The organism is Streptomyces axinellae (assembly GCF_039532135.1).
GTDB lineage: Bacteria > Actinomycetota > Actinomycetes > Streptomycetales > Streptomycetaceae > Streptomyces > Streptomyces axinellae.
Window position 1 is genome coordinate 354,286 of sequence record NZ_BAAARJ010000006.1, and the last position, 11,973, is coordinate 366,258.

9 protein-coding genes are annotated in these 11,973 nt (G+C 70.4%); 4 read left to right on the forward strand and 5 right to left on the reverse strand.

Annotated elements, in window-relative coordinates; genetic code table 11:
* Positions 1–136: 136 nt before the first annotated feature.
* From ABD339_RS11685 to ABD339_RS11700, 4 genes are all read right to left on the reverse strand, one after another.
* Positions 137–991, reverse strand: coding sequence for a DeoR/GlpR family DNA-binding transcription regulator (locus tag ABD339_RS11685; RefSeq protein ID WP_344564963.1), 855 nt, complete (start codon positions 989–991; stop codon positions 137–139).
* A complete protein-coding gene (locus ABD339_RS11690) occupies positions 988–1,851 on the reverse strand; it encodes a class II fructose-bisphosphate aldolase (protein WP_344564965.1) in 864 nt (287 codons plus the stop codon). Before ABD339_RS11690 ends, ABD339_RS11685 begins: the two co-directional genes overlap by 4 nt.
* A 277-nt stretch (positions 1,852–2,128) precedes the next feature.
* The gene (locus ABD339_RS11695; protein ID WP_344564967.1) at positions 2,129–3,022 is read right to left on the reverse strand and encodes an SIS domain-containing protein; all 894 of its coding nucleotides are present in this window, start codon (positions 3,020–3,022) and stop codon (positions 2,129–2,131) included.
* Between the two features lie 28 nt (positions 3,023–3,050).
* Positions 3,051–3,743: a DUF1203 domain-containing protein gene (locus ABD339_RS11700; RefSeq protein WP_344564969.1), complete on the reverse strand. Its 693-nt coding sequence runs from the start codon at positions 3,741–3,743 to the stop codon at positions 3,051–3,053.
* Between the two features lie 219 nt (positions 3,744–3,962).
* On the opposite strand from ABD339_RS11700, the gene ABD339_RS11705 reads away from it, so the two are divergent.
* From ABD339_RS11705 to ABD339_RS11715, 3 genes are all read left to right on the forward strand, one after another.
* On the forward strand, positions 3,963–5,129 hold the full coding sequence (locus tag ABD339_RS11705; RefSeq protein WP_344564973.1) for a CaiB/BaiF CoA transferase family protein: 1,167 nt from the start codon (positions 3,963–3,965) through the stop codon (positions 5,127–5,129).
* A 75-nt stretch (positions 5,130–5,204) separates the two neighbouring features.
* On the forward strand, positions 5,205–6,419 hold the full coding sequence (locus tag ABD339_RS11710; RefSeq protein ID WP_344564975.1) for an acetyl-CoA C-acetyltransferase: 1,215 nt from the start codon (positions 5,205–5,207) through the stop codon (positions 6,417–6,419).
* Between the two features lie 213 nt (positions 6,420–6,632).
* Positions 6,633–8,891 (forward strand): 3-hydroxyacyl-CoA dehydrogenase NAD-binding domain-containing protein, encoded by a 2,259-nt coding sequence (locus ABD339_RS11715; protein WP_344564977.1) that lies wholly within the window; start codon positions 6,633–6,635, stop codon positions 8,889–8,891.
* A 232-nt stretch (positions 8,892–9,123) separates the two neighbouring features.
* Here the strand turns inward: ABD339_RS11715 and ABD339_RS11720 are convergent, their stop codons facing one another.
* A complete protein-coding gene (locus ABD339_RS11720) occupies positions 9,124–9,894 on the reverse strand; it encodes a MerR family transcriptional regulator (protein ID WP_344564979.1) in 771 nt (256 codons plus the stop codon).
* A gap of 507 nt (positions 9,895–10,401) precedes the next feature.
* On the opposite strand from ABD339_RS11720, the gene ABD339_RS11725 reads away from it, so the two are divergent.
* Positions 10,402–11,898 carry an amino acid permease gene (locus ABD339_RS11725; protein ID WP_344564981.1) on the forward strand — a complete coding sequence of 499 codons (1,497 nt, stop codon included), beginning with the start codon at positions 10,402–10,404 and terminating at the stop codon, positions 11,896–11,898.
* Positions 11,899–11,973: the final 75 nt, after the last annotated feature.

Sequence of the window (11,973 nt, forward strand, 5' to 3'; positions counted from 1 at the left end):
CCGGCCCCAGCGAGGGGCGGAGTTCCCGGGCCCTTTGTCGTGTCGGCTCCTGCGATTCCGGACCTCGACGGTGGCGGAGCGGGGGCTCCGAGCTGTTCCCGCCCCCGGGCGGCGGTCGGTGTCGGCGAACCGGCCGCTAGTCGGCGCGGCGCCCTTCGTCCGGCTGGTCGGCACTCGCTCTGTCCCCGGGTTCGGCCGGGCCCTCCTCGGCCAGCACCACCCGCAGCCCGCACTCCTCGAACTCCCGCCGCACCGGTTCCGGGATGCCGGTGTCGGTGAGGAAGGTGTCGAAGATCTCCGACCCGCCGACCCGGGCGAAGCAGCGGACCCCGACCTTGGAGGAGTCGGTGACCACCACCGCCCGCTCGGCCCGCTCCGCCATGAGGCCGTTGATACGCGCCTCCGCCTCGTCGTGGACGGTGGCGCCGGTCTGCGGGTCCATCCCGTTGGCCCCGATGAAGGCCAGATCGACCGAGACCTGACGCAACATCAATTCACTGTAGGGGCCGGTCAGTTCGAAGGTTCTGGAGTGCGCGACACCGCCCGTCAGTACCGTTTTGATCTGTGGTCGCACGGCCAGCTCGTTGGCGATGTTCAGTGCGTTGGTCACGATGGTCAGATGCGGCTGCGGACCGGGTTCGGCCAGGTCGGCGCGGGTCGCCAGGGCGCGGGCGATCTCCGTGGTGGTCGTACCGCCGCTCAGGCCGATCACGCTGCCCCGCTCGACCATCGCGGCGGCTGTCCGGGCCAGTGCTTCCTTGGCCGCCGTGTGGTGCCCCCGCTTGTAGCGGATCGGCAGGTCGTAGGTCACGGCGCTCAGTACGGCTCCGCCCCGCGTGCGGGTGAGCAACTGCTGTTCTGCCAGCGCGTCCATGTCGCGGCGCATGGTCGCCGCCGAGACCTCCAGCGCTGTGGCCGCTTCCTCGACCTCCAGGCTGCCGCTCTGCCCCAGCAGCTCCAGCAACGCGTTCATCCGCTCGTGGCGCTTCACCCGGCGTCCTCTCCTTCCCCCGCTCCCTTGCCCCCGAGAACCCCCAAGAGTCGTGCGGCCTCGTCCGTGACCGCGTCCCGCGCCGGGGCGATGTACTTGCGCGAGTCGATGAGCGCTTGGTCGGCATCCAGCACCTTACGCAGGCCCTGGGTGAAGACCGACACCAGGTGAGTCGATATGTTGATCTTGGTCATGCCCGCGGTGATGGCCTGCCACAGCTCTTCGTCCGGCACCCCCGACGAGCCGTGCAGTACCAGCGGAACGGGCAGCTTCGCACGCAGCCGCCGGATCAGCTCCAGGTCCAGCTTCGCGGTGCGCTCCCGCATGGCGTGGGACGAGCCTACGGCCACGGCCAGTGCGTCCACCCCGGTGGCGGCCACGAATTCCCGCGCCTCGTCGGGGTCCGTCCGCACGCCCGGCGCGTGCACCCCGTCCTTGCCTCCGACCTCGCCCAGCTCTGCCTCCACGAACACATTCCGCTCGTGGCACCAGGACGTCAACTGCGCCGTCGTGCTCACATTCTGCTCGTACGGCAGGGTGGAGGCGTCGATCATCACCGAGCCGACACCGGCCTCGACCCCCTGCCGCACCAACTCCGCGTCGGTCACATGGTCCAGGTGCACGGAGACGCCGGTGTGCGCCGCCTCGGCGAGGGCCAGGGTCGCGCGGGTGAGGGGCAGCAGACTGCCGTGATAGCGCACGCAGTTCTCGCTGATCTGGAGGATGAGCGGGGTACCCGTCCGGTCGGCGGCGGCGACGAGGGCCTCGGCGGTCTCCAGGTGGATGACGTTGAAGGCGGCGGCCCCGGACCCCGCCGCACGGGCGTCGGCGAGGATCGAGGCGGTGGAGACGAGAGGCATGGTCCTGGGCTCCCTTGAGCGGCGGCTGGAGTGGGCGGGGATGTCGGGCCGGTGGTCTGTCGCGTGGTCAGTCGGAGGGGGGCGGGGGCGACAGGGGTGACAGAGAAGACGAAGGTGACAGCGATCGCCCTGGGCTCGGTGCCTGGGACGGGGCCGGGCCTGGTCGAGGTGAGGCGTGCGGGGCGAGGAGCCTCCCCCGCCAGGGGCTGCCGGGGCCGTGTATGGAGCCCCGGCAGCCACTCGGCGGAGTCAGGGTCCGTGAGGGCCGGGCTGCCGCTCAGCCGTCCAGCATCACCGAGCGGGTGAGGCTGCGCGGGTTGTCCGGGTCGAGCCCACGGGCCCGCGCCCGCTCCAGCGCGACGCGCTGGACGAGGACCAGGTCGGCGAGCGGATCACGCGCGTGGCACACGAACCGGGCGCCGGTGGCGGTGACGTCCCCTTCCAGTCCGTCCGGGGCCTCGCCGAACAGCCAGGTGACCCTGCCCGGTGCGGCGATCGCTATCGGGCCGTGGCGGTATTCCATCGCGGGATAGGACTCCGTCCAGCTCTGGGACGCCTCCCGCATCTTCAGCGCGGCCTCGTTGGCGAGGCCGTAGGTCCAGCCGGTGCCGAGGAAGGAGAACTGCTCGGCGTCCACCCACTCCTTCTCCACCGGGACCTCAAGCGCCGCCTCCGCGTCCTGGACCGCCTTCGCGAGGTCCTCGCCCAGGTGAGCACGCAGCAGCGCGAGGGCAGAGGTGGCGAAACGGGTCTGCACCACCGACTTCTCGTCGGCGAACGGGAGCGGGACCGTCTCGTCCGACAGGGGGGTGGCGGGGGTGTCCGCGTCCCCCAGCACCGTGACTGTCGGGACGCGGCCCTTGACGGCCTCCAGGACGCGCAGCACCTCGGTCGTGGTGCCGGAACGAGTGATCGCGATGATCGCGTCGTATCCCCGGGCCTTGCCGAGGAACGCCTCCGACGCCGCGAACGGGTCCGTCACGCCCAGGCCGGCGCTCTCGCGCAGAGCGGCGTATGCCTGAGCCATGAACCACGAGGTCCCGCAGCCGATCACGGCCACCCGTGCTCCTGCCGCCGGGAGCGGGCTCTCTCCCGCGCCGATCCTGGCCGCCGCACGCCAGGTCTCGGGCTGGCTGCGCAACTCCTGCTCCATGTATGACGTCTGGCCCATGTGCGGGCACCCCTCCGGTTCTGAGGTCTTAGCCTCTGCGTGAAAGTGCGTGAAACTGCTCGCTTTCACGCAACTTTACGCACCGTGCCATTCCGCTGTCCATCCCCCTTCCGGGCGAACGCCCCGCCCGTCCGGGCCGTGCGGGGCCGGGCGCCCCGCACGCCGCGCCGCGTCCCGACGAGGAAGCAGCCGGATTCCACCGCCCGCACGTGCGCGGCGCCACGCGCGGGTCCGCGTACGCCTCCGTGCGGCCCTCCTCGACGGCGGCTGTCCGCTCCCGGGTCCCGCCGAGCAGCAGGCCGCCGAGAACGCCGAGAGCGTGGCCCTCCGCCGAGAACGCGCGCGGCATGCGGCGCTCGCCCGGCATCGCCTCCGGGAAGGCATCGGACGGCCCGCGCCGGCCGCCGCAGTCGTACAGGTGGTGAAGACCGTCCCCCACCTCGCCGTAGGCGCCCGGGTCGGCCCCGGTCCCGCGGGCCCCTTTGCGCAGTGCCGCGTAGGAGACGAGGCTGACGGTCTCGCCCGGCTTGCTCCGTTCCATGCGGCAGCGCGGCGGGCTGCCGCCGTCGGCGTCCACCACGCTGCGCGGCGTCGCTCCGGTGTCGTCCGTGACGCGCAGGCCGTCCAGCACCCCGGGCGAGATGGCCCGTATGTCGTAGATCGGGTCCGTGTGCTCCAGATTCCGTCCCGGAGCGGGATCTCCGTCGGCGAATACGGACACGGCTCCGGGGGCGGCGGGCATTTCGCCAACGCCTGCTGGGGGCAGGCGTATTGGGGGCCACTTGCGGTGTGCGCCTGATGCCGTGCGCCCCCTGGGTGCTGGCCGCGACCCGCGTCGGGGGAGTTCACCTGCCGCGGGGGCCGCGGGGCTTGTGGAATGGAAGAGCCGTTCTTAGCATTCCTGGTGTTACATCAGTTGTGTCACATCGCTGGGGGCTTGATGACGGCAGCCGGACCGCTGGCGGGCGTGCGCGTGGTGGAGCTGGCCGGTATCGGTCCTGGGCCCTTCGCCGCGATGACGCTGGCCGACCTGGGGGCCGATGTCGTCCGCGTCGACAGGCCCGGCGGTGGCAGCCTCGCGGCCTCGCCCCCGCATGACGTCACCAACCGCAGCAAGCGCTCGGTCGTCCTCGACCTCAAACAGCCCTCGGGAGTCGAGGCGGTCCTCTCGCTGGCAGAGCGCGCCGACGTGCTCATCGAGGGGTTCAGGCCCGGCGTGGCCGAACGCCTCGGGGTGGGCCCCGAGGTCTGCCTCGTCCGCAACCCCCGGCTCGTGTACGGCCGGATGACCGGATGGGGTCAGGAAGGGCCGCTCGCGCAGCGCGCCGGCCACGACCTCGTATACATCGCCGTCACCGGCGCCCTGGGCATGACAGGCGCCGCTGAAGGGCCGCCTGTCGCCCCCGCCAATCTGCTCGGCGACTACGCGGGAGGCGCTCTGTATCTCGTCATCGGTGTTCTGGCCGCCCTCCGCCACGCGGGACTCCCGGGCGGCGCGGGGCAAGTGGTCGATGCGGCGATCGTGGACGGCACCAGCCATCTGACCGCCATGATCCAGGGCATGCTCGCCGCGGGCGGATGGCAGGACAGGCGCGCCGCCAACCTGCTCGACGGCGGCTGCCCCTTCTACGGCACCTACGCCACCTCGGACGGCGGGTTCATGGCGGTGGGCGCGCTGGAGCGCCCGTTCTACGAGGAGTTCATGCGCGTCCTCGGTATCGAGGAGGAGGCACCGCTGCGTGATGATCCCGCCTCCTGGGGGGCGCTGCGTGAGGCCATCGCCGCCCGGTTCGCCTCCCGCACCCGCCAGGAGTGGACGGACCTCTTCCAGGGGTCGGATGCCTGTGTGGCCCCCGTGCTCTCCCTGACCGAAGCGCCGGAACACCCTCATCTGGCCGCACGCGGCACCTTCATCCGGTACGGCGGGATCACCCAGCCCGCACCCGCCCCCCGCTTCTCCGCCACGCCCACCGGAGTCTCCAGCGGGCCGGCCAGGCCAGGCGCCCACACGGCGGAAATCGCTCGCGACTGGGACGTCCCGTCTCTGACAGCTGCCGGCGCCGCCGATCCGGGAGGGCCGTCCTCAGTGCCACCGTCCGCCCGCTGACCCCACGGCCCCCGACCCCCTCGCCCCTGCCATCCGGACCCGCTGTCTCAGCCCCGCACCGACGAAAGGCACCCCGTGACCACCGAAGCGTTCGTCTACGAGGCCATCCGCACCCCTCGCGGGCGGGGCAAGGCCAACGGCGCACTGCACGGCACCAAGCCGGTCGATCTCGTCGTCGGGCTCATCCACGAGATGCGCCGCCGCCTGCCGGGCCTGGACCCGGCCGCCATCGACGACCTGGTGCTCGGCGTGGTGGGCCCCATCGGCGACCAGGGCTCCGACATCGCCAAGATCTCCGCGATCGCCGCCGGCCTGCCCGACACGGTCGCCGGGGTCCAGGAGAACCGCTTTTGCGCCTCCGGCCTCGAAGCCGTCAACCTGGCGGCGGCCAAGGTCCGTTCGGGCTGGGAGGACCTGGTTCTGGCGGGCGGCGTCGAGTCCATGTCCCGGGTGCCGATGGGCAGCGACGGGGGCGCCTGGTTCGCCGACCCCATGACCAACTTCGAGACCGGCTTCGTGCCGCAGGGGATCGGCGCCGACCTCATCGCCACCATCGAGGGATTCAGCTGCCGCGACGTCGATGAATACGCCGCCCGATCCCAGGAGTTGGCCGCTGCGGCGTGGAAGGACAGCCGCTTCGAGCGCTCCGTCGTCCCCGTGCGCGACCGCAACGGGCTGACGGTGCTGGAGCACGACGAGCACATCCGTCCCGGCACCACCGCCGACTCCCTGGCATCGCTCGGCCCGTCCTTCGCCACCGTCGGCGATATGGGTGGTTTCGATGCGGTGGCGCTGCAGAAGTACCACTGGGTCGAGCGGATCGACCACGTGCACCACGCGGGCAACTCCTCGGGGATCGTCGACGGCTCGGCGCTGGTCGCGATCGGGAACGCGGAGGTGGGCAAGCGCTTCGGCCTCCGGCCGCGAGCCCGTATCCTCTCGGCGGCCGTCTCCGGCGCCGAGCCGACGATCATGCTGACCGGCCCCGCGCCCGCGTCCCGCAAGGCGCTGGCCAAGGCGGGACTGACCGTGGACGACATCGACCTCGTGGAGATCAACGAGGCGTTCGCCGCAGTGGTCCTGCGCTTCGCCCGCGATATGGACCTCCCGCTGGAAAAGGTGAACGTCAACGGTGGAGCCATCGCCATGGGCCACCCGCTGGGCGCGACGGGCGCGATGATCCTCGGCACCGTCGTGGACGAACTGGAGCGCAGGGATCAGCGATACGGCCTGGTCACGCTGTGCGTAGGGGGTGGGATGGGGGCCGCCACCGTGGTCGAGCGCCTCTGAGGCAGGGCCGCACCGAGGCTCTGCGCCCGCCACCGCACCCTGTCCCCGGCCCCCGTCGGAGCCTCCTGGCCCCGTGCCAGGGGTTCAGCCCCCGGAACGGGCAACTCCCGCCCCCGTTCCGGCCCCGCCCCGGTCCGACTCGCCCCGCAAGGCCGCCACGCCGGGCCGCGCGGGAGACCCGGTCCGCACCACCCACCTTGGAGACGACCAGAAATGCCCGAGTCCACCACCATCCGCTGGGACCTCGACAGCGAAGGCGTCGTCACCCTCACCTTCGACGACCCGGACCAGTCGGCGAACACCATGAACGCCGCCTTCCAGACCTCCCTCACCGCCGTGGCGGACCGGTTGGAGGCCGAGCGCGACAGCGTGCGCGGCGTCATCCTCACCTCCGCCAAGAAAACCTTCTTCGCCGGTGGCGACCTGCGCCTGCTCATCCGGGCCCGCCCCGAGAACGCGCGGGAGATCTTCGACGGTGGCATGCGCGTCAAGCGGGACCTGCGCCGGATCGAGACTATGGGCAAGCCCGTGGTCGCCGCGATCAACGGTGCGGCGCTCGGGGGCGGGCTGGAGATCGCACTCGCCTGCCACCACCGGATCGCGCTCGACGCCAAGGGGTCCAAGATCGGCTGCCCCGAGGCGACCCTCGGGCTGCTCCCCGGGGGCGGCGGTGTGACCCGTTCCGTCCGGCTGCTCGGCATCGCCGACGCGCTGTTGAAGGTGCTCCTCCAAGGGCAGCAGTACGTACCGGCCGAGGCCAGGGATGTCGGCCTCGTCCACGAGGTCGTTCAGACCCGCGAGGAAATGCTGGCGGCGGCCCGCGCCTTCATCGAGGCCCACCCCGAATCCCAGCAGCCCTGGGACGTCAAGGGCTACCGGATCCCCGGCGGCACCCCGGCGCACCCGAAGTTCGCCGCGAACCTGCCGGCCTTCCCCGCCAACCTCAAGAAGCAGACCGGCGGGGCCCCGTACCCGGCACAGCGCAACATCCTCGCCACCGCAGTCGAGGGCTCCCAGGTCGACTTCGAGACCGCACAGGTGATCGAGGCCCGGTATTTCGTGGAGCTGGCCACGGGCCGCATCTCCACGAACATGATCCAGGCGTTCTTCTTCGATCTCCAGGCGGTCAACGCCGGCCGCAGCCGCCCACGTGGCGTCCCGGAGCGTCAGGTCCGAAAGGTCGCGGTGCTCGGGGCGGGGATGATGGGTGCCGGAATCGCCTATTCCTGCGCGAAGGCAGGTATCGAGGTCGTTCTCAAGGACGTCTCCCAGGAGGCAGCCGAGAAGGGCAAGGCGCGTTCGGCGCGGCTGTTGGACAAAGCGCTCTCGCGCGGAAGGACGACGGAGGCCAAGCGCGACGCGCTGCTCGCCCGCATCACCCCGACCGCCGATCCGCAGGCCGTCGCGGGCTGCGACGCCGTGATCGAGGCCGTGTTCGAAGACCCCGCGCTCAAGCGCAAGGTCTTCCAGGAAGTCCAAGAGGTCCAAGAGGTCCAAGAGACCCGGGACTTCGTCGCTCCCGACGCCTCCGGAGACTCCGGGGACTCCGGGGACTCCGGCCGAGACCACCCACTGTTGTGCTCCAACACCTCCACCCTGCCGATCACCGCGCTCGCCGAAGGAGTAGCCCGCGAGCAGGACTTCATCGGGCTGCACTTCTTCTCGCCCGTGGACAAAATGCCGCTGGTCGAGATCATCAAGGGCCGTGCCACCAGTGACGAGACCCTGGCCCGCGCCTTCGACCTGGTACGGCAGATCCGCAAGACGCCGATCGTGGTCAACGACTCCCGCGGCTTCTTCACCTCCCGCGTCATCGGCCACTTCCTCAACGAGGGCATGGCGCTGCTGGCCGAGGGCGTCGAGCCCGCCACCGTCGAACAGGCGGCGGCCCAGGCCGGATACCCGGCCAAGGTGCTCTCCTTGGTGGACGAGTTGACGCTGACCCTGCCGCGCAAGATCCGCGACGAGACCCGGCAGGCACTCCGCGCCGAGGGCAAGGAACTGCCCCCGCATCCGGCGGACGCGGTGCTCGACCGGATGGTGGAGGACTTCGGCCGCACGGGCCGCAGCGGCGGAGCCGGCTTCTACGACTACGACGAGAACGGCCAGCGCACCGGGCTGTGGCCGGGCCTGCGCGAACACTTCGCCAAGAAGCAGCATCCGGACATCCCTTTCGAGGACATGAAGGAACGGATGCTCTTCTCCGAGGCGTTGGACTCGGTCCGGCTCTTCGAGGAGGGCGTCCTCACCTCGGTCGCGGACGCCAACATCGGCTCCATCATGGGCATCGGCTTCCCGGCGTGGACAGGCGGCGTGATCCAGTACATCAACGGCTACGAGGGCGGGCCCGCCGGATTCGTGGCCCGCGCCCGTGAGTTGGAGGAGCGGTACGGCGCGCGGTTCGCCGTACCGGCGCTGCTCGTGGAAAAGGCCGGCAAGGGCGAGCCCTTCGCCGACGCCGTGACCGATTGACCCGGCATCCTGCCCGTCCGCGGGCGCCAGGCACCTCCTCGGTACCAGACACCAGACACCTCCCGAGTACCAGACACCCCGTACCACACACCCAGCACCAGGTATCAGGCACCCGGTCCCGGGCACAGGGACCCGCCCTGGGCACCGGCCTGGGGGCCCGCCTGCCCGGGGCCGGGTCCCCTGCCCGGGGCCGGGCCCTGCCCCGCCCTCCCGCGCCCGTTCCCCGGAGGACTCAGTCCGGTCCTGTCTGCGGAATGCTCTCCTCCGGGAAGGCGTCCCGCAGTTCCTCCTTCATCGAGCGCTGGAAGGCCGTCACCAGCGCCTGCACCACCATGGGCTGCATGTGCGCGGACAGCGATTTCATCCGCTCCACCCGCTCGGGGTCCGACTCCAGTTCGCGGTAGGGGTCCCACACCTCCCGCTTGAACAGCCGGCTCAACTCCCGTGCTGCCGAGCGGGTGTGCTCCATCATCACCTCGCGCGCCGCCAGGATCGCCTCCAGCGACATCGGCACGTCCAAGAGCCGAACTCCCAGCTGCACCAGGGCCGGATCCACCCGGAAGACCTCCGGATCCTCCGTGGCGGCGAGCACGCTCATCGCCTCCAGGCGCTTGAGGTCCTCGCCGGTCAGCCGCCGCCCGACGCGGCCCTCCAGCTGTTCGCGTGTCGTCTCATCCACCGTGTCCGGCATCCAGGAAGCGACCACGGCGCGGTGGATGGCCAGATCGTGCGCGCTGAGGTCGCCGGGCAGCCGCTGGAGGTAGCGCTCGATGGCGGCCAGCGTCATGCCCTGGTTCTGCAACTCCTCTATCAGCGCCAGCCGGGAGAGGTGGTCCGAGCCGTAGTGACCCACGCGGCGGGGGCCGATCGCGGGTGGCGGCAGCAGCCCGCGGGTGCTGTAGAAACGGATGGTGCGGACGGTGACGCCCGCGCGGGCGGCCAGCTGGTCCACGGTGAGCCGATCCGTCGTCCCGGCCTCTGGCGTCCCGGTCTCTGGCTCCATGCGCCCCGCCCCTCTCGTCACCTTCACCGCTGACCCGGCGCCCGTACCTGCCGATCATGTTCAACAGTATTGCTGTCTCACCACCCCTGTGAAACTTTCCGACCGGTATCCGGAGCGGCCATCGGGCGCACGCCCGCGACGGCGCCGAAGTTCCCTGCCAGTAACCGTTTTTGGGCTTGAGAGGGCTGGGGGTCTGGCGGGGGCGGGGGGTGGCTGCGGAGACGGCATGCCCTCTCCTCCGGTGGTCCGCTCCGCGCGCACCCCGGCATCCGTCGCGGAGCCCGGGAAGGCGAGTTCGCCCAAACTTCGCCGCTGTGTCATCTCGGACAGTTATCGGCGGGTAATCGGCGGATTCTATGGAGATTGTGTGTGACAAGATCCCTTGTGTGAGATCCACCACCGCATAGTTGGCCGCTGAAGGGAAAGGTGACGCCTTGGTCCGCAGCCGTGGACTCACGGCGGCCGATCCCGGCAAGCCCATACCAGAGTGAGTTGGACCAACTAACTGTGAGCAACGACGTCGTCCAGGGCACGGTTCCCCCGCAACCAGGCGGAGGTGACGGAGCCCAAGGACAGGGCACCAGTCCTGCACCGGATGCCGGTGACACCGGCTACAGCAAGGACCTCAAAGCACGCCACATCAACATGATCGCCATTGGCGGGGCGATCGGTACCGGACTCTTCCTCGGAGCGGGAGGGCGCCTCGCCTCGGCGGGCCCCGCTCTCGCCATCGCCTACGCCGTCTGCGGCCTCTTCGCCTTCTTTGTCGTCAAGGCACTGGGCGAACTGGTGCTGCACCGCCCGTCCTCGGGCTCCTTCGTCTCCTACTCGCGCGAGTTCCTCGGCGAGAAGGGCGCCTACGTCGCCGGATGGATGTACTTCCTCAACTGGTCGACCACCGGCATCGCCGACATCACCGCCATCGCGCTCTACACCCACTACTGGAGCTTCTTCACGAGCGTCCCGCAGTGGGTGCTGGCGCTGATCGCGCTGGCCGTGGTCCTGGCGATCAACATGATCTCCGTGAAGATCTTCGGTGAACTGGAGTTCTGGTTCGCGGTGATCAAGGTCGCCGCGCTGGTCCTCTTCATGATCATCGGCATCGTTCTGCTGGCCACGCAGCACCCGGTCGGCGGCTCCACGCCGGGACTGGGCTCCATCACCGACCACGGCGGGGTCTTCCCCAACGGCGTGATGCCCGTGGTCATCGTCATGCAGGGTGTCGTCTTCGCCTACTCCTGCGTGGAACTGGTCGGAGTCACGGCGGGTGAGACCGCCGAGCCCCACAAGGTCGTGCCCAAGGCCGTCAACGCCATCATGTGGCGGGTGGGCTTCTTCTACGTCGGCTCGGTGGTGCTGCTCACGCTCCTGCTGCCGTGGGGCGAGTACAAGGACGGCCAGAGCCCGTTCGTGACGGTGCTCTCCAAGCTGGGAGTGGACGGCGCGGGAGACGTGATGAACCTCGTCGTCCTCACCGCCGCCATGTCCAGCCTCAACTCCGGTCTGTACTCGACCGGACGCATTTTGCGCTCCATGGCGATGGCCGGCTCAGCACCGAAGTTCACCGCCCGGATGAACCGCAGCCAGGTGCCCTACGGCGGCATCCTGCTGACCTCGGCGGTCTGCGTGGCCGGTGTCGGTCTCAACTACGCCATGCCCGGCAAGGCGTTCGAGATCGTGCTGAACATCGCCTCGCTCGGCATCATCAGCACCTGGTGCACGATCATGCTCTGTCACCTGGTGTTCGTCCGCCGCTCCAAGGCGGGGCTCGTCGAGCGGCCGTCCTTCCGGCTGCCAGGGTCGCCGTACACCGAGTACGTGACGATCGCGTTCCTGCTCGGCGTCATCGCCCTCATGTGGAACGACCCGGACGTGGGACGCAAGACGGTGCTGCTCGTGCCCGTGATCGCCGTCGCGCTGGTCGTCGGCTGGTACGCGGTACGGCGGCGCGTGGCGTCAGCGGCGCAGGAGAGCGCGGAATCCGGCGCGGGAGTGCGGGACTAGTGCTCTGATCGGCAAAGCTCGCCGGGAGGGGCACTGGTGCCGCACTCCCCGCCGCCAGCCGGTGTGAACGGTGCC

Coding starts and splice junctions, on each gene's coding strand:
- ABD339_RS11690 (WP_344564965.1), bottom strand. CDS start 1,851: ATGCCTCTCGTCTCCACCGCCTCGATCCTCGCCGACGCCCGTGCGGCG.
- ABD339_RS11695 (WP_344564967.1), bottom strand. CDS start 3,022: ATGGGCCAGACGTCATACATGGAGCAGGAGTTGCGCAGCCAGCCCGAG.
- ABD339_RS11705 (WP_344564973.1), top strand. CDS start 3,963: ATGACGGCAGCCGGACCGCTGGCGGGCGTGCGCGTGGTGGAGCTGGCC.
- ABD339_RS11715 (WP_344564977.1), top strand. CDS start 6,633: ATGCCCGAGTCCACCACCATCCGCTGGGACCTCGACAGCGAAGGCGTC.
- ABD339_RS11720 (WP_344564979.1), bottom strand. CDS start 9,894: ATGGAGCCAGAGACCGGGACGCCAGAGGCCGGGACGACGGATCGGCTC.